We start from the raw sequence: 17,307 nt of genomic DNA on the forward strand, positions 1-17,307 counted from the left end.
AGAGGACTTTTGATGTCATTTGGCGATTTAGCTGGCGACTTTAATGCGCTTAGCGATCCGTCTGTGGCCGGTAACGCTGCGGAGCTTGATGAGCTGCCTGTAGAGCTACCCACACGACAATTGCTCAAAATAACTCCAGGTTCTGGCGCAGATGAACAGTATGAACGACTTGCAGATATCTTCCGTCCCGTCTTCGCACAGATTGCCGCCGGGTCTAGTGAGCGTGACCGGCAACGGATACTCCCCTTCGAACAGGTCGGGCTGCTTAATCGTGAACGCTTCGGCGCGTTGCGACTATCCATTGCCGAAGGTGGTCATGGCGCACGGCTAAGCGATGTGTTTCGGTTGCTTATTGAGCTAGCCGAAGCTGATTCGCACGTGGCACAACTCTGGAGAGCCCATATTGCCTTCGTAGAAAATGTGGTGCGCTTAGAAGACCAAGTGCTACGCAGCAAGTGGACTACGCGAATCAGCGCCGGCCAGATCGTTGGCAATGCTTATACCGAAGAGGGCGGAAACGCGCTGGGCGTACTGAACACGAAGGTAACTGAGCAAGACTCGCGGTGGTTGGTCAACGGCCGCAAATTTTATTGCACCGGTACCATTTTTGCGGACTGGACCACCGTTGCGGTAGCCCACCCAGAGATCCCTGGTCGCCAGATCGCCGTGGTTTCAACGCAACACAGTGGTGTGAAGATCCTTGATGACTGGGACGGGTTTGGTCAGCAGCTGACCGGTACCGGCAGTACCGAATTCCACAATGTTCCGGTGGATACCTTCATGCCCGAAGATCCCACCGACCCGGAGGCCGCAATCTTCCAGCTGGTACTCATGGCGGTGCAAGCCGGAATTGGTCGGGCCGCACTAAACGACCTGCGATCTTCGGTTCAGGCACGTACCCGCAGCTTCAGTACCGGAACAGGGGTTCCGGTACACCGCGAACCACAGGTACTGCAGCTGGTCGGTGAGGTATCCGCCGAAGTTTTTGCCGCCGACTCCGTGGTCATGGGGGCGGTGCTGGAAGTCGAATCGGCGATGGCCGATGCGAACCTGAACTCCGAGGAACGCTTCGCCGTGTGCGAGCTGGCGGCAAACCGCGCCCAGACCATTGTGCAGCCCTTGGTGATCGGGGCGACGAGCAAACTCTTTGACGGGCTCGGGGCATCGGCTACACGCAACAGCTGCAACATGGACCGGCATTGGCGCAACGCACGCACCATCGCAACGCATAACCCGGCAATTTATAAGGCACGCATCGTAGGGGACTACGAGATCAATGGGGTGCAACCCCAACGGCTCTCGGTCACCGGAACGGTTTCTGGAACACCACAATTTTCTGGAAGCTAAACAAGTTTTTTGAACGCACCGTTAGATTTACAAGATTTCATTTCCATGGATAGGGGTACACCAATGAGCGAGAACAAGCGCGAAATCCTTTTTAACGCCTTCGACATGAACTGCGTGGCTCACCAGTCACCAGGACTGTGGCGTCACCCGGCTGACAAGGCCTCGACCTACAAGACCCTGGGTTACTGGACACACCTGGCCAAGGTGCTGGAAAAGGGCAAGTTCGACGGACTGTTCCTCGCCGATGTGCTGGGCACCTACGACGTGTACAAGGGCTCCAACGAAAGCCCACTACGCACCGGCGCGCAGGCTCCGGTCAACGATCCGATGATGCTGGTTTCAGCGATGGCCGCAGTCACCGAGAACCTCGGTTTTGGTGTCACCGCTGGCACCGCCTATGAGCACCCATATGCTTTCGCCCGCCGTTTGGCCACCCTGGACCACCTGACCGAAGGCCGTGTGGGCTGGAACGTAGTCACCGGTTATCTGCCGTCCGCTGCCCGGAACATGGGCCAGGAAGACCAGATGGAACACGATGAGCGTTACAATCACGCAGACGAGTACCTAGAGGTTGTTTACAAGCTTCTTGAAGGTTCGTGGGAAGACGACGCAGTACAGGCCAACAAGGAAACCGGCGTTTATGCCGACCCGGCTAAGGTGCACTCGATCAACCATGAAGGAAAGTACTTCAAGGTTCCGGGCATCGCCATCACCGAGCCAAGCACGCAGCGTACCCCGGTGATCTACCAGGCCGGTGCTTCTAGCCGCGGCATCAAATTTGCCGCCGGAAACGCCGAATCGGTCTTCGTCACCTGCCCAACCCGTGAGACCCTCAAAGTTGCCGTAGCCAAGATCCGCGATGCGGTCCAGGCAGCCGGTCGTGACCGCTACGACGTGAAGATCTTCGCAATGCAGACCATCATCACCGATGAGACCGCCGAGCTGGCGGAAGCCAAGTACCAGGACTACAAGTCTTACGCGGATATCGAAGGCGCTCAGGTGCTGATGTCTGGCTGGATGGGCATTGACCTCTCCGAATACGGTCCAGATGACGTCATTGGCGAGAACGTAAAGTCCAACGCCATCCAGTCCACCGTGGAGACCTTCCAGAAGGCCAGCGGCGATTCCGGCAAGCCATGGACCATCCGCCAGTTGGCCGAGTGGGTCGGCGTTGGCGGGTTCGGTCCAATCACCGTCGGTTCCGGTGCTGAAGTTGCCGAGAAGCTCATCGACTGGGTGGACTACACCGACGTAGACGGCTTCAACCTGGCCTACGCGGTTACTCCGGCAACTTTTGAAGACATCGTCGAGTACGTGGTCCCAGAGTTGCAGACACGCGGCGCATACAAGACCGAATACACCGAAGGTTCGCTGCGCCACAAGCTGTTCGGCGAGGGCGACCGGGTGAAGGATACCCACCGCGCCGCACAGTACAAGATCTCCAACCGCTTGGTCGCCAAGGCCTAAGGTCTTAAAAATCAAGTAGTGGCGCAAAACCAGCAAGTCCCCGCGAAACGTTGAATTTCGCGGGGACTTGCTGGTTTTAGCGGCTATTTAGCCGGCGTGACCACCATGGCCGAACCACCGCCGCGGCGGCTTGGTTCGGCCGCCGCGATCAGAGACCCATCAGCGGCGATTTCCACCGCCTCAACCGCGCCGATCTCGGCCTGTGGAGTGAAGGAATCACCAGCGGCGGTGAGCTTGTGGCCGAAAGCCTCAAGCGCTGAGCCGTAGGCCTCGATGAATTCGGGTTCTGCCGTCACTGCCGCGGTATTGCGCTGCGAGGCGCGAGGCGCCGCGATTGCCTGGCTGAGGTCCATGCCCAAATCGATGCGGTTCACCAAGGTCTGCAGCACCGTTGTGATGATGGTGGAGCCGCCAGGGGAGCCGATGGCGAGCATCGGTTCGCCGTCGCGCAGCACAATCGTTGGCGCCATCGACGAGCGCGGACGCTTGCCAGGTTCGATACGGTTTGGGTCTTGCGGGTCATACGCCGTGGAGAAGTCGGTCAGCTCGTTATTCAGCAGGAAGCCGCGCTCCGGCACCACCATTCCCGAACCGCCGGTCTGCTCAATGGTTAGTGTGTAGGAAACGACGTTGCCCCAGCGGTCCACCACCGAAAGATGGGTGGTGGAAATATTCTCGGTATCCTGCTCAATCACCGGTTCGCTGGTTGCCGCCGGGCACGTTCCGTCGTAGCCCTCAATGTCGCCCGGCGCTACCGGCTTCACCGCGGCCCGTTCGGGGTTTATCGCGCACGCCCGGTCGACGCCGAACAGCTTGTCGGTCAGGGTTGCGGTGGGAACATCCACAAATGCCGGGTCGCCCACAAACTTGCCACGATCGGCATAAGCCAAGGCCGTCGCTTCAAAGTAGTGGTGAAGCGCGGAGGGCCGCTCCATGCCTGTGAGGTCGAATTCGCCAAGAATGTTCAGCGATTCTCCGATGGTGGTTCCTCCGCTGGACGATGGTGCCATGCCAAAGACATCCAGTCCACGGTAGGTCACCTTGGTTGGCTGCTGCTCCGCAACCTCGTAGTCTGCCAGGTCGGCGGTGCTCACATACCCGGCTGGAACCGGGAGCTCGGTGTCTTCAACCTTGGGTGGAGCTTGCACCGTCTGGGATATTTCCTCGGCCATCTCGCCCTGGTAGAACGCTGAGGGGCCCTGCTTGGCAAGTAACCGGTAGGTTTGGGCAAGATCCGGGTTCTTGAAGATGCTGCCAACCTGGGGTGCATCGCCATCGGGCAGGAAAAGTTCGCTCGTCGAGCTGAAGGCAGCGAAGCGTTCCTTGTTATCAAGGGTCTGTTCACGGAAGTTTTCATCGACGACAAAACCGCGTGAGGCCACCTGGGTGGCCGGGCGCAAAACTTTCTTCAAGCTTTGGGAACCCCAATTATCCAATGCACGCTGCCAGGTGGCTAGAGTTCCCGGTACTCCTACCGCCACGCCGCTAGTCACCAGTTCGGGCGTGAAATTGTAGGGTTTGCCGGTTTCCGGGTCGACAAAGGCATCGTGGGGTATTGCTGCCGGTGCTGTCTCGCGGCCGTCAATGGTGCTGATCTTTCCGGTTTTTGAGTCGTAGTACATGAAATAGCCGCCGCCACCGATACCCGCGCTATAAGGTTCGGTCACGCCCAGCGCTGCCGCGGTTGCGACAGCCGCATCAACTGCGTTGCCGCCTTTGCGTAGGATTTCAATGCCGGCGGCGGTCGCTTCGGGGTCCACGGATGAGACAGCGCCGCCGCTGCCTTTGGCTGTTGGAGTTTTGTCGGTTGCCCTGGGATCGGCGTTGGCCGGAAGGGCGGTGAAAGTACCCAGTCCCAGTGCGAGTGCCGCGACGCTGGCAATAGCTCTCGTACATGCTCGTGACATTCTTTGATCTCCTGAAAAGGTGGGGATGAAGTATGCGCCAATTTACGGGAGAAACCCCCGAGACGAGTTCCGTGACACGCGTCACTGTGCAAGCTTGTCCGCAATTTCGCGCAGGTCGGGACATACTTTAACTTAGGTTTCGCCAACACGGCCGGGCGCTCTCGGCGCGAATGCGTAGTCATCAAGTTCATCTGATTCGTCGGTTACTGCCACTATCGGAAACCTTTCTAGCCGGCGAGGGCTTTGCGCTTTCCAAGCTGAGGGCGCGTTGCGTTTGCATGGCCGAAGAGGCCAACGGATCACCCCGCGATCGCCATGAGACTGGCTACCCAAGCTCACGCCAACACGGGAACATTCAAACAATCGCCGAGGTCAACAACTGCGGTGGCCGGACTGCGCTTAGGCTAAGAGCATGAGCAACGAACACGCCGCCGAGATGCCACCGCTAGATCTCGCCTCAGCCGCACAGATGTGGGATGACTACCGGCAAAGCTGCGCCAGCGACCCGGGTGACTACGTGGTGGAATACTTCGGAGACAGCCCTGCGCTGGCCGACTCGTTATTGCGAGAAGTAACCCACGGGCAGAAACATGCCACCTCAAGCCTCGAAAACGAGTACCTTGCCGAGAACGAACCCCTCCCGCAGGTCGGCTCGCACTGGATTGCTTGCGACGGCACCGGGACGCCACAAGTTATCCTGCGGACCAGCGAGGTGACGCTGAGATCATTCGACCAGGTGGATGCCGAATTCGCCTATGCCGAGGGCGAGGACGACCGTAGCTTGGCTAGCTGGCGCCGGGAGCACGAGAAGTTCTGGAAGCGGACGCAGCAAGCAGATTTTGCCAAGCAGTGGGAACCGGCAATCACCAGCATCCCCGGTGAACGCATCGTATGCGAAAGCTTCGAGGTAGTCTGGCCGCGCAAGCAGATTTAAGGCTCATAATTTTCTCTACCTTGCTGTTCAGGATTTTTGCCTTGCGCCCTTGAAGGGGATCATCATGGCGTTTGAATTAAGTTCTTAAGTCAAGATGTACGCCTTGCGCCGTCACTCAGCGAAATATGACGAGTGAGTACCGCATTTATGGCCCGTTTTACTGCTAGCTGAGCACCGATGGTGACTACATGACGCATTTATAACGTCATGGTTGTTCATGGAAGCTGCTCGAGGACAGACTGAAACTGTTCGATTCAGACATCGAATGGTAACCATCCAGAGCGACTGAGAGACCTGGCTCGTAGACGTCGCAGCAACCACCCCGAGAGGGGCCGGTGCTACCGCCAGGACCGATGGAGCGGTCCGTAGATACAACACTGTTCTGCAAGATTCCGTAGCTGCCTCACGCCGCTACATTGCGAGTCTGCAGCTCAAACTTGACTCGGGCTCTGCGCGGCGCCAGCACCAGGGAGAACAAATGCAAACAACTTTCTTCGGGCCCTCAAATGATTGAGATCCGTCAGCTACACAAGCACTACGACACGGCCCAGGGTCGGGTACAGGTCCTCAAAGGAATTGATCTGGAGGTCCAAGCGGGCAGCATCACCGCCGTGGTTGGTCCCTCGGGCGCAGGGAAATCCACGCTGTCCCACTGCATCTCCCTCTTGGAGAAGCCCAGCAGTGGGCAGATCTTGGTCGATGGCAAAGACCTTTCGATCCTCTCAGGCAAGGCCTTGCGTGCCGAACGCCGTGCCATTGGCACGATCTTCCAGAATTCGGCTCTGCTGCGCCGCATGACAGTCGCCGAAAATGTGGCGTTGCCGCTGCGCAACCTCGGAGTAGTCCATCATGAGATGGAACATCGAGTTGCCGAGCTTTTAGAACGAGTCGGGTTGGCCGACCGCGCCAATTCCTATCCGGGCGAACTCTCCGGTGGGCAGCGCCAACGCGTGGGTATAGCTAGGGCTCTGGCCCTGCGCCCGCGACTGCTGCTCTCCGACGAGGCAACCTCGGGCCTCGACCCGGAAGCAACTGCGCAGATCCTCGAACTGCTCGCTTCCTTACGTACCGACCTCGGGCTGGCAATCATCTTGATTACCCACGAGATGGATGTGGTACGTCATATCGCCGACCGCGTGGCACAGCTAGATGGTGGCCGAATCGCCGAATACGGCGAACTGCGCGCACTGGTGGCAAACCCGGAATCGGTAACTGGTTCCAAGCTTTTGCCCTTGCACCCAGACCTGGTGCCAGCCGGTTACGACTTTGCCTTGACCGTCGCTTACCGCGGGACGCAGATTGATCCTTCATGGATTTCCAAATTAGGCAGCGAATATGGTGCCACGGTGGCACTGCTTGGCGGATCCGTAGAAGCCCACCAAGAAGGCACGCTGGGCCGCGTTGAAATAGGGCTATCTGGTATCGGCGAAGCACGAGCCATCGAGGTACTCGACGGTTGGGGACTACACGCCACCGCCCATTCGCAGGCGTTGCGCACAGACAAGATCAATGGTGAAACACGAATCGAGGTGACGGTATGAGTCTTCCAACCGAAAGCGTCACTGTGGGTACAGATACCCCGTGGAGTGAGCTGGGTTCCCTGATGCTCCCTGCCTACGCAGAGACCTGGGCCATGGTAGGAATCGTGATGGTCTTAGTGATCATTTTTGGCGGCATCATGGGACTGGCTCTGTTCAACACCGACAGGCGAGGCCTCTTCCCGCACACGCAGAGCCATGCCACATTGAGCTGGATCGTGAATATGGGCCGCTCGCTGCCCTTCCTAGTCTTGATGGCTGCCATTATTCCTTTCACCAAATGGATCACGGGAACTACCATCGGCATCTGGGCTGCCATTGTACCCATGACTATTGCGGGTATTCCATTCTTCGCCCGTTTAGTACAAAACGCGTTGAACGACCTGCCCAAGGAAAACCTTGCAGTCGGTTTGGTGACCGGTGGATCCCCGTTGCAAATCATTGGCTCCACTCAAGTACGCGAGGCGTTGCCAGCACTTGCCTCAGCGATCACACTGAACACCATCTCCATGGTCGAGTACTCGGCGATCGCCGGAACTATCGGAGCCGGTGGTATCGGATATCTTGCGGTGACCTACGGATACCAGCGTTTTGATATGAACGTCATGATTGCGACCATCCTCGCACTGATCGTGACCGTGCAAATAGTCCAATTCCTCGGCGACCGTATCGCCCGTGCGCTGGCACGCCCCTAAGCGCCCTCAAACAAACGAGAAGATCATGACAACTTCACCCAATGGCCACGTTCACGGCTTCACCCTTCGCAAAAACACCGCCAAGTTGCCCTGGACCATCGCCGCTTGCGCGACCATCGTGGCACTCGTACTTGGCGCACTTTTAGTACAGCAACGATCTACGCCCGCACTCGCAGCCAATCAGCCAAGCAAGACAAAGTTCAAGGTCCACTACGAACCAGCGATGGCCGGGGAAGAGCAGATACTGAAATACGTCGCCGAGAACATTGCACCGGACTACGGAATTGAAATTGAAGCCGTTGGGTTGCAGGATTCGATCCAGGCCAACCGCGCCGTGGCCGAGGGGCAATTCGATGCGACCATTTTTGAACACGAGTGGTACATGAAACAGTCTGCAGAGGCCGCCGGTGTTGATCTCACCGCAACCGTAGAGCTCTATCAGTGGGGCTTCGGGTTGTACTCCAGCCGGTATGGCTCGGTCGAGGAACTGCCCAAGGGGGCGACACTGCTACTTCCCAATGACGTCGCGAACCAGGGCCAGGCGCTCTGGCTGCTCGAACGCGAAGGTCTGCTCGGCCTGAACCCAGACATCGAACCACGCACTGCCAAAATGGCTGACGTGGTAGACAATCCGCATGAATTCAAGCTGAAGGAAGCGGAGCTGATGACCATGCCACGCATGCTTGACGACGTGGATGTCGCGATTGGTTATGTCTCACAGTTTGATGCCGGAAAAGTGGGTCGAGATAAAGGACTCCTGTTCCCTGAACCACCGAGGACTTTCGCCTCAAAGCTAATTTTTGGTACCAAATTCTCCAAGACCCCTGACGCTGCAAAACTGATTGAGGTCTTCTCCGACCCGCGGTTGCAGGAGTATCTGGAAAGCACGGAAGATCCCTTAGTGCACGGTGTACTGACTCCGGTATCGGCGAAGTAGCGTATCTGGCAACCAAGCCGAACTGAAAGGTCAGTTCGAACTATCTCGGTTCGAACTGACCTTAACTTTTAAGATTTTTCAGCTGAAATTAACGCGCAGTTTTGGAGTACCGTCAAGGAATAATTTGTAACAGCGTCACGAAGTGACTTATGACGAGATCTTGAGAAGAATGTGACGCGTTTTTCCGTGTCGAGCAGCTCGCAGATGGCTTCGTGACGCGTATATGACGTCATGGTTGGTCACACCATAGCCCCGGGCACAGACTTGAATTATTCGGAAAACACACCGAATGCTAACCATCCAGAGCGACTGAGAGACCTGGCTCGTTGACGTCGCAGCAACCGTCCTTTAGCAGGAGCGGTGCTAAGGCCAGGACCGATGGAGATTGCTAGATTTCGCAACGGTCCACACAGGGGAGAAGTCTGTCTTTTCCCTTCCCGCAACCTTGCGGTAGGGCCAGGATCTAGGCGTAATCCTCGGGAACTTACCGAGAGGAACACCAGAAAATGCGCAATAAGAACCTTGGTCTTAAGACCGTGGCGTTGCTGGCAGCAGTTGGATTAACGTTGACAGCCTGTGACGGAAGCAACGCAACGGGTCAAAGCTCCGATCCTACGACGGCCGCAGGTAGCGGAACGCCGGTGGAAGGCGGAACCTTTACCTTCGCGGAAGTCACCCCGATCAATAACTGGCAGACCCAGGCCGCACGATTCTATGAGAAGGCCAATGTGCTCAACTCGGTACTGGACCGGTTGACCTACTTTGACGTTGAATCCGGGAAAGTTGTGGGCTGGATTGCCTCGGACTTCACCGCGAATAAGACGCAAACGGAATTCACCTTTACTATCCGCGACGGTGTAACTTTTTCGGACGGCACGGACCTAGACGCCAAAGCAGTGCAAAAGAACCTAGATGCCCTGGGCTTAGGCATTAAATCGGCACAGATTCAGCCCAACGTAGATTTCGCCGCTTACAAAAGCTCCGAAGTTGTAGACAAGAACAAGGTCAAGGTGACGCTGAAGCGCCCGGATGCTAACTTCCTCCGTGCGACGTCTTCGGTCACTGCCGGGCTAGTCTCCCCGGAGACCCTGAAGCTGGATAACGCAGGACAAACAGCGATCGCGAAAATTGTTGGTTCCGGCCCGTTTGTCTTTGAATCCGAAAAAGCCGATGAAGAAGTTGTTTTTACCAGCCGGGATGATTACGCCTGGGCGCCAGAAACCGCAGCAAACCAGGCAGATGCCTACCTGGAAAAGTTGGTGATCAAATACCTGCCCGAGGTGGCCCACCGTGCTGGTGCCGCGCAATCAGGCCAGGTTGATCTGGTCCGCGGGCTGCAACCGGTAGACGAGGATGTGCTCAGCGCTGGCGGTGGCCAGGTATTGGCCGCGCAGGGCGTCGATCTGACAACTAATCACGCAGCGATACGCATCGGCTCAGGCAAGCTGGATGACCCGAAGGTGCGCCAGGCATTGCAGGTAGGTATCGACCGGCAGGCGTTGAAGGACACGGTGCTTTCTGACAGCTATGTCCTCGCCGGTTCGATCCTCAACCATCAGGCTCCAGGTTTTGTGGACCTTTCCGCAGAGCTTGGCTATGACCCGGAAAAATCCAAGTTGTTGCTCGAGGAGGCTGGCTGGAAGGTGGGTACGGATGGGATCCGTGAAAAGGACGGCAAGAAACTTGAAATCACAGTAGCCAGCTCGAATAACTCTGTGGTCATTAAGCCTGCTTTTGAACTGATTGAGCAGCAGTGGCGCCAGATCGGTGTTCAGCTGGTGAACCGTGCTGCAGATAATTCTTTCCTCACTAACGCCATGGTCGATGACCAGATCGAATTCTTCGGAACCAGGCAGTTTGCCTACGGAGGCCTGGGCCCGGTTTATGCACCGGCCACTAACAACCAGACCCTCAATGCAGACAAAGAACTGAACGACCTGTTCACCCGTGAGCAGGCGGCGACCACCGAGGAAGAACACCTGAAACTCGTGGAAGAAGAACAGCGTGAGCTGGTACTCGACAAGGCGCTGACCCTCGTGCTGTGGGATGAAGTGCAGGTATACGGCGCCAATAAGGACGCACATATCGACTTCACTTCCGGCACCGCACCAATCTTCCAGGGTGCTTGGAAGAGCAACGGTTAAGGAAACACATCATGGGTGGATACATTGCTAAACGCATAGGGCAGGCACTACTGGTGATTTTGTTGGCCTACACCGCAGTATTTCTGGCGGTGCAGGCATTGCCGAACGACCCGGTGACAATCTTCCTTTCCGCAGACTCCTCTGCCGATCCGGCCACCATCGCACAGATGAAGGCCTACTACGGATATGACCAGCCGCTGATCGTTCAGTATCTCAATCAGCTTGGCGGGCTATTCACCGGGGACTTGGGGTATTCGTTGTCCTCGGGGTCGGCGGTATCCACCCGCATCGGTGAGGTCATCGGCTCTACGTTGATCCTCGCCGGTAGCGCCTTCGCATTGGCCATTGTGCTCGCGGTGCTCTTGACCGCGGCAGCTAGCCTGTCGCGCAACAACACAGTGCGCAAAGCGTTGCTCAACTTGCCACCGTTGATGATTTCGATTCCCGTGTTCTGGCTTGGGTTGGTGCTGTTGCAGATCCTCGCTGTTCAGCTCGGTGTGATGTCCTTATTCCCCGACGGCTCATTGCTCGCGTTGGCGGTGCCGATCATCGTCTTAGCAATTCACCTCAGCGCACCCATAGCGCAGGTGCTGATCAAAAGCGTGCAGGAAGTGAACCGGCAGCCATTCGTTGATGTGCTGCGAGCTAAGGGAGCCAGTGAATCCTGGATCTTCTACCGCCACACCCTGAAAAATGCGGCACCTTCGGCTCTATCCATTGCGGGTATTACGGTCGGCACGCTGCTGGCTGGATCGGTTATCACCGAGACCGTCTTCGCCCGTGCCGGTTTGGGGCAGTTGGTGTTGCAAGCGGTCACCGTACAAGATATTCCGTTGGTGCAAGGGCTGGTCTTGCTCACGGCTGCGGCATTCACCGTGGTGAACCTGCTCGTTGACCTGATTCATCCGAAGCTTGATCCACGCATCATTACCGCCCACGCGGGTTCGCCCCGCGCACTAGTTGTCTAAGGGATGAGGAAACGATCATGAGTCTATTGACCGAACGCACTAACAACGATGTGACCGTGAGTTCCACAGCCACGGCGCCACAACGCCCAGAGCCAACACCGACAACCCGGAGCAAGGTGCGCGCGTGGTTGGGCGCTTGGTGGGTGCTCATTCCACTTGCGGTCCTCGTGGCGTGGGCGTTGCTGCCTGGCCTGTTCACCGGCGCGGACCCGATTACCGGTGTTCCACAGGAGAAACTCTCGGCGCCCTCGACGGCACACCCGTTCGGTACCGATCATCTGGGACGTGACGTTTACGCCCGTGTGGTTCACGGAACCAGCCAAACACTGATGACGGCCGGCCTTGCCTGTCTCATCGGTAGTGTGGTCGGTAGCTTACTTGGCCTGTTGGCGGCCACCGCCGGACGTTTTGCAGACTCGGTGGCGATGCGCTTTGTCGACGTCGTGCTGGCGATTCCGGCGTTTTTGATTGCACTGATTCTTGTTACCGCAACCGAACCCGGCCCCTTCTCGTTGGGTCTCGGCGTGGGTATTGCCTCGATCGCTGCCTTCGCACGACTAGTACGCACCGAGGTGCTGCGGGTGCGCGCACGTGACTTTGTCCAGGCGGCCTTGATGAGCGGGGGTGGCTACTTCAGCGTATTGCGCCGCCACATCCTTCCGCACGTGATCGGTCCGATCCTCGCCCTCCTGGCGGTAGACCTCGGCGCGGCGATTCTAGCGATTTCCGGGCTGGGCTTTCTGGGTTTCGGTTCGCCACCGCCTACTCCCGAATGGGGGCTGCTGATATCCGAAGGGCGCCAATACCTTACCGTGGCCTGGTGGCTGACCACCCTTCCAGGACTTGTTATTGTTGCTGCCGTCATGCTCACCGCAACGCTTGGCCGGGCCATCAGCAAAACCTTCCGCTTCTAACCCGTGAGGGTATCCATAAACTTGTAAAGGGGGCAGACTATGACTGCCACGCAGCACGCTCACCCGGTAGTGCGCATCGAAGACCTAGCTGTTCGCTATGCGCAGGGAACCCACGCGGTGCAAGGTATCAACTTAGAAATTCCCGCAGGACAAATTGTCGCGATTGTTGGTGAATCTGGTTCCGGAAAATCCACACTTACCAAGGCCCTCATTGGCCTGCTTCCAGATAACGCCAACACCTCAGGCAGCATCCGCTTCGGAGGAACCGAGGTCACCACGCTAGATCTTGGCCAGTGGCGTGAGATTCGTGGAGCCGGCATCGGCTTGGTCCCACAGGATCCGGGGGCCTCTCTCGACCCGGTGCAGACCATCGGATCGCAGCTGATTGAAGTGTTCCGCCTGCATCCGAAACGTTCGGTACCCAAAAAACAGTGGCGTGACAAGGCCATCGAATTGCTGGCAAGCGTAGGAGTCGACAGGGCAGAGCAGCGACTGGGCCAATACCCGCACGAACTATCCGGGGGACTTAAGCAACGAGTGCTGATCGCTATCGCCTTCGCCCTGAATCCGCAGTTGCTCATCGCCGATGAGCCAACCAGCGCACTGGATGTCACGGTGCAACGCACTGTACTTGAAGTGTTTGTCTCCCTTGCGAGGCAGAAGGGAACTACCGTCCTTTTTGTTACCCATGACCTCGCGGTAGCCACAGATATTGCCGACCGAATCCTGGTGATGAACGGCGGCAAGGTGCTCGAAGACCGGTCGGTAAGTGAGCTGATCTCGGCTAGCACCAATGATTACACCAAGGCTCTGCTAGACCAGGCCTACGCAAACAATCAGCGCCGTGAGCTCAGCGAAAACCACGACGTGGTCATCCGGGTTAAGGACCTCGGAAAAGAATTCGGCCGTGGTTCAAATGCTCATAAGGCGGTGAACCACGTCAGCTTTGAAGTAGCTCGCGGAACTACCTTCTCACTCGTAGGAGAATCTGGATCGGGCAAATCCACTACCGCAAAAATCATCATGGGACTACTCGCATCAAGCCAGGGCAGCGTCGAGGTAAACGGCGAAGATGTCTCATCGATCAGCGGTAAACGACGTTACGAGCTCTGGCGTCAGGCACAGCTGGTTTATCAAAACCCCGACTCCGCGTTGGACCCACGCCAAACGGTCCGCGCGATCATCGACGAGCCGATGCGCAATTACAAGCTTGGCGATGCCCCTTGGCGCGAAGCGCGTGTCAACGAGTTGCTGGGGCAAGTAAATCTCGCACCACAACTTGCCGAAAAGCGCTCGCCGGAACTATCGGGCGGTCAACGCCAACGTGTGGCCATTGCTCGTGCGCTGGCGAGCGGGGCAAAGATTCTCGTGCTTGATGAAGCGCTCAGCGCGCTGGATGTGCTGACCCAAGAACAGATCCTCACCCTTCTTGATCGGCTCCAGCACGAACAACAATTGACCTATTTATTTATCTCTCATGACCTACACGTGGTCGAACGCATCAGCCACCACGTTGGGGTAATGCGCCAAGGAGAACTGGTGGAAACAGGAACCGTTGATCAGGTATTTTCCAATCCGACCCACGAATACACGCGTACCTTGCTGGCAGCGAATCCCGGAGAGAAGTTGCGCGAGCTTGAACACCTGCGCCGCGCCTAGAGATCAGAACATCGCTGCGCCGATACAAAATTAGAGAAGAGAAGCCCATGAGTATTAACTTCACCGAAACCTTAAGCCCCGAAGCTACTTATCAACGCCTGATTGACCGGTTTAACCCGGTTTTTGAGCGTATTGCTGAGGGCGCCACACAACGTGAGCAGCAGCGTGTACTTCCCTTTGAACAGGTTGGGTGGCTCAAAGATTCAGGCTTCACTACGCTGCGTGTGCCACACAGCCATGGTGGTGATCCGGTCAGTCACGAACAACTTTTCCGCTTGTTGATTGAACTTGCCGCCGCTGATTCGAACGTTGCCCATCTGCTGCGTAGCCACTTCTCTTTTGTTGAAACTATCGCCTTACAGCCCCAAGAATTTCAGGATCGCTGGTTCCCTCGAGTACTTGCAGGTCAGATCTTCGGCAACGCTGCCACCGAGCGTGGCGGTAACGCGCTAGGAACTACCAATACGCGGTTGCAGGAGACCTCCGCAGGCTGGGTGCTGAACGGCGAAAAGTACTACACGACCGGTTCGATTTTTGCCGACTGGGTGGTGGTCATGGCCTCCACCGACGGAGTCGAAGGACGTCAATATGCAATTGTTGATCGCCATAGCAAGGGTGTGGAGATCCTGGATGACTGGGACGGTTTCGGCCAGCCGTTAACCGGTACCGGGACGGGTATTTTCATCAATGTTCCGGTAGAGGATGCGAATATCCTGCAGCGTAAGGTGGCGTCCACCCTGGAGCCTGCCTTCTTTCAGCTCTGCTTGCTTGCAGTCTTAGTTGGCATCGGAAAAGCTGCACGTGACGAAGCCGCAGGTATCGTGGCAACACGCACCCGAACTTTCAACACCGGATCGGGTGAACTGTTCCGCAACGACCCACAGATACAAGAGTTGGTAGGACGGCTCGCGGCCAACGTTTATGCCGCCGAATCCATCGTGGTCACGGCCGCGCGTGCACTTGACGCGGCCTATGATCCATCATTGAACCTTGATCACGAGACAGCCTATCTGCGTGCGGAACTTGCGGTGCAGCAAGCACACGTTGCGGCACCCAAGCTTGTATTGGATGCAACCAGCGAACTCTTTGACGTTACCGGAGCCTCGGCGGTTTCCACCAGCAAATCGCTGGACCGCTTCTGGCGTAACGCACGCACTGTTGCCACGCACAACCCAGTTGCATTCAAAGCACGCTCGGTGGGCGACTACTTTATCAACGGCACCATCCCTACAGGTCTTAATTCAATTGGCGACGCCACGGGAGCAAAATAAATTGGGTACTTTCGACACACGTCCTCGTTTCATCCTTTCAGCGTTCCTGATGAACACCTCCAGCCATATTCTTGGCGGAATGTGGCGTCATCCAGACGCGCAACAAGACCGCTTCCACGAACTTGGGCTTTGGGTAGATCTGGCCAAGAAGCTGGAAGACGCTAAATTCGACAACCTCTTTTTTGCTGACGTGGCTGGGCTTTATGGGGATCATGAAGGTGGTTGGGCCTCACTGGCGCGTAAGGGGCTGCAGATTCCTAGCCATGATCCGATGGTTTTGCTTTCGGCTTTGTCCGCTACGACCAAGGATATTGGTCTGGCCATGACTAGTTCTGTGGTGCAATCCCACCCGTTCCAATTTGCGCGGCAGATTTCTACCCTGGACCACCTCTCTCAAGGGCGAGTGGCCTGGAATATCGTGACCAGTGTTCTTGAAAATACGCACCGAAATTTTGGTGCGAAAAGCCTCATGGCACATGATGACCGATATGGATGGGCCGAGGAATATGTGGACGCCGCCTACAAGCTCTGGGAAGGATCCTGGGAAGACGACGCGTTGAAGGCTGATAAAAAAACCGGGATCTACGCCGACCCGGCTCGCATTAACAAGATCAATCACCGTGGTGAAATCTATTCAATTGACGGTCCGCACCAGGCGCTTCCGAGCGCTCAGCGCACACCGTTCCTTTTCCAAGCGGGCTCTTCACCGCGCGGAAGCCAGTTCGCGGCAACCCATGCCGAAGCCACCTTCCTCTTTGCGCCGCACCCACAGTATGTGGCGAAGAAAGTTGCCGGCCTGACGCAGAATCTGCAGGCTGCCGGTCGAAGCCGTGAAGACCTTAAAGTCTTCGCGGGCCTGTCCTTCGTGGTGGGTTCTACCGAGACTGAGGCAAAGGCCTTGGAAGCCGAATACGATCAGTATCTTGATCCACACGCAATCATTGCGCATATCGGGGGTGGCATTGGCGTGGATCTGGGCGGACTGGACTTGGATACGCCGCTCGGCGAAGTTAAAACGGAGGGTGCTCAGGGCGTGTTGGAGGCCGCGTTGGCTTCTACCCCGGGACGTAACCCAACTTTGCGGGACCTCGCACATTACCGGGCGAAGGCGCAGCAGATCGTGGGAACCCCAGAACAGATCACCGAGAAGCTGCTCGAATGGCAGGATGCAGGTATCGACGGATTGAACGTCATCAACCACATCTTGCCTGGATCCTATGACAACTTCATCGAGGGGCTACTTCCCGAATTACAACGTCGCGGATTGGCGCAGACTGAATACGCTCCGGGCAGCCTGCGTCAGAAGGTTTTCGGTAGGGGAGACAGGCTGCCAGAAAACCACCCAGCGGCTCAGTATCGTGGCGCTTTCGGTGCGCTGTCTGCCGCTCATCTGGAGAAGGATCTACAGCGGGCCCGCTAGCCCGAACCCAGAGCGTTGGGCGGTGATTTGCAGTGAAATCGAGGACCGCGAATTATTGTCCCTTGGTGATCTCGCGAGAATTCTCTGCGAAGCTTTGGTCGTTTGG

The 17,307-nt window shown here is 57.0% G+C and carries 13 protein-coding genes and 2 riboswitches; of the genes, 12 read left to right on the plus strand and 1 reads right to left on the minus strand.

Features of this window, described 5'->3' with window-relative positions; translation table 11 throughout:
* Positions 1 to 12: 12 nt before the first annotated feature.
* Positions 13 to 1,347 (plus strand): acyl-CoA dehydrogenase family protein, encoded by a 1,335-nt coding sequence (locus ACX5K5_RS01335; RefSeq protein WP_096256255.1) that lies wholly within the window; start codon positions 13 to 15, stop codon positions 1,345 to 1,347.
* 63 nt (positions 1,348 to 1,410) lie between these two features.
* Complete coding sequence (locus ACX5K5_RS01340) at positions 1,411 to 2,814, plus strand: LLM class flavin-dependent oxidoreductase (RefSeq protein WP_096256254.1); 1,404 nt, start codon at positions 1,411 to 1,413, stop codon at positions 2,812 to 2,814.
* An 83-nt stretch (positions 2,815 to 2,897) separates the two neighbouring features.
* Here ACX5K5_RS01340 and ggt read toward each other — a convergent pair whose 3' ends face one another.
* Positions 2,898 to 4,721 carry a gamma-glutamyltransferase gene (ggt, locus tag ACX5K5_RS01345; protein ID WP_459174895.1) on the minus strand — a complete coding sequence of 608 codons (1,824 nt, stop codon included), beginning with the start codon at positions 4,719 to 4,721 and terminating at the stop codon, positions 2,898 to 2,900.
* 412 nt (positions 4,722 to 5,133) lie between these two features.
* Here ggt and ACX5K5_RS01350 point away from each other — a divergent pair, with 412 nt between their 5' ends.
* The 10 genes from ACX5K5_RS01350 to ACX5K5_RS01395 all read left to right on the plus strand — a co-directional run bounded on the left by ACX5K5_RS01350 (position 5,134) and on the right by ACX5K5_RS01395 (position 17,201).
* Entirely contained in the window at positions 5,134 to 5,655 is a 522-nt protein-coding gene (locus tag ACX5K5_RS01350) for an ASCH domain-containing protein (protein ID WP_096256252.1), read from the plus strand.
* A gap of 269 nt (positions 5,656 to 5,924) precedes the next feature.
* A riboswitch (SAM riboswitch) is annotated at positions 5,925 to 6,015 on the plus strand.
* Between the two features lie 146 nt (positions 6,016 to 6,161).
* The gene (locus ACX5K5_RS01355) at positions 6,162 to 7,196 is read left to right on the plus strand and encodes a methionine ABC transporter ATP-binding protein (RefSeq protein ID WP_096256251.1); all 1,035 of its coding nucleotides are present in this window, start codon (positions 6,162 to 6,164) and stop codon (positions 7,194 to 7,196) included.
* Positions 7,193 to 7,888: a methionine ABC transporter permease gene (locus ACX5K5_RS01360; RefSeq protein ID WP_459174896.1), complete on the plus strand. Its 696-nt coding sequence runs from the start codon at positions 7,193 to 7,195 to the stop codon at positions 7,886 to 7,888. Before ACX5K5_RS01355 ends, ACX5K5_RS01360 begins: the two co-directional genes overlap by 4 nt.
* A gap of 25 nt (positions 7,889 to 7,913) precedes the next feature.
* The gene (locus tag ACX5K5_RS01365; protein ID WP_096256249.1) at positions 7,914 to 8,825 is read left to right on the plus strand and encodes a MetQ/NlpA family ABC transporter substrate-binding protein; all 912 of its coding nucleotides are present in this window, start codon (positions 7,914 to 7,916) and stop codon (positions 8,823 to 8,825) included.
* A 293-nt stretch (positions 8,826 to 9,118) separates the two neighbouring features.
* Positions 9,119 to 9,210, plus strand: a riboswitch (SAM riboswitch).
* A gap of 121 nt (positions 9,211 to 9,331) precedes the next feature.
* Positions 9,332 to 10,969: an ABC transporter substrate-binding protein gene (locus tag ACX5K5_RS01370; protein ID WP_459174897.1), complete on the plus strand. Its 1,638-nt coding sequence runs from the start codon at positions 9,332 to 9,334 to the stop codon at positions 10,967 to 10,969.
* A gap of 11 nt (positions 10,970 to 10,980) precedes the next feature.
* Positions 10,981 to 11,937, plus strand: a complete 957-nt coding sequence (locus tag ACX5K5_RS01375; protein WP_096256247.1) for an ABC transporter permease — start codon at positions 10,981 to 10,983, stop codon at positions 11,935 to 11,937.
* 17 nt (positions 11,938 to 11,954) lie between these two features.
* A complete protein-coding gene (locus tag ACX5K5_RS01380; protein ID WP_188686189.1) occupies positions 11,955 to 12,851 on the plus strand; it encodes an ABC transporter permease in 897 nt (298 codons plus the stop codon).
* Positions 12,852 to 12,890: 39 nt separating this feature from the next.
* The gene (locus tag ACX5K5_RS01385) at positions 12,891 to 14,510 is read left to right on the plus strand and encodes an ABC transporter ATP-binding protein (RefSeq protein WP_443446858.1); all 1,620 of its coding nucleotides are present in this window, start codon (positions 12,891 to 12,893) and stop codon (positions 14,508 to 14,510) included.
* Between the two features lie 47 nt (positions 14,511 to 14,557).
* Positions 14,558 to 15,781 (plus strand): acyl-CoA dehydrogenase family protein, encoded by a 1,224-nt coding sequence (locus ACX5K5_RS01390; RefSeq protein ID WP_459174898.1) that lies wholly within the window; start codon positions 14,558 to 14,560, stop codon positions 15,779 to 15,781.
* Position 15,782: 1 nt separating this feature from the next.
* A complete protein-coding gene (locus ACX5K5_RS01395; RefSeq protein ID WP_096256243.1) occupies positions 15,783 to 17,201 on the plus strand; it encodes an NtaA/DmoA family FMN-dependent monooxygenase in 1,419 nt (472 codons plus the stop codon).
* The last annotated feature ends 106 nt before the right edge of the window (positions 17,202 to 17,307 follow it).

This window comes from Glutamicibacter bergerei (assembly GCF_054495185.1).

Excerpts from the sequence above, each read along its gene's own strand:
- ggt (WP_459174895.1), bottom strand. The coding sequence starts at position 4,721 with ATGTCACGAGCATGTACGAGAGCTATTGCCAGCGTCGCGGCACTCGCA.
- ACX5K5_RS01335 (WP_096256255.1), top strand. The coding sequence starts at position 13 with ATGTCATTTGGCGATTTAGCTGGCGACTTTAATGCGCTTAGCGATCCG.
- ACX5K5_RS01355 (WP_096256251.1), top strand. The coding sequence starts at position 6,162 with ATGATTGAGATCCGTCAGCTACACAAGCACTACGACACGGCCCAGGGT.
- ACX5K5_RS01390 (WP_459174898.1), top strand. The coding sequence starts at position 14,558 with ATGAGTATTAACTTCACCGAAACCTTAAGCCCCGAAGCTACTTATCAA.
- ACX5K5_RS01365 (WP_096256249.1), top strand. The coding sequence starts at position 7,914 with ATGACAACTTCACCCAATGGCCACGTTCACGGCTTCACCCTTCGCAAA.
- ACX5K5_RS01340 (WP_096256254.1), top strand. The coding sequence starts at position 1,411 with ATGAGCGAGAACAAGCGCGAAATCCTTTTTAACGCCTTCGACATGAAC.
- ACX5K5_RS01370 (WP_459174897.1), top strand. The coding sequence starts at position 9,332 with ATGCGCAATAAGAACCTTGGTCTTAAGACCGTGGCGTTGCTGGCAGCA.
- ACX5K5_RS01350 (WP_096256252.1), top strand. The coding sequence starts at position 5,134 with ATGAGCAACGAACACGCCGCCGAGATGCCACCGCTAGATCTCGCCTCA.
- ACX5K5_RS01375 (WP_096256247.1), top strand. The coding sequence starts at position 10,981 with ATGGGTGGATACATTGCTAAACGCATAGGGCAGGCACTACTGGTGATT.
- ACX5K5_RS01360 (WP_459174896.1), top strand. The coding sequence starts at position 7,193 with ATGAGTCTTCCAACCGAAAGCGTCACTGTGGGTACAGATACCCCGTGG.
- ACX5K5_RS01380 (WP_188686189.1), top strand. The coding sequence starts at position 11,955 with ATGAGTCTATTGACCGAACGCACTAACAACGATGTGACCGTGAGTTCC.
- ACX5K5_RS01385 (WP_443446858.1), top strand. The coding sequence starts at position 12,891 with ATGACTGCCACGCAGCACGCTCACCCGGTAGTGCGCATCGAAGACCTA.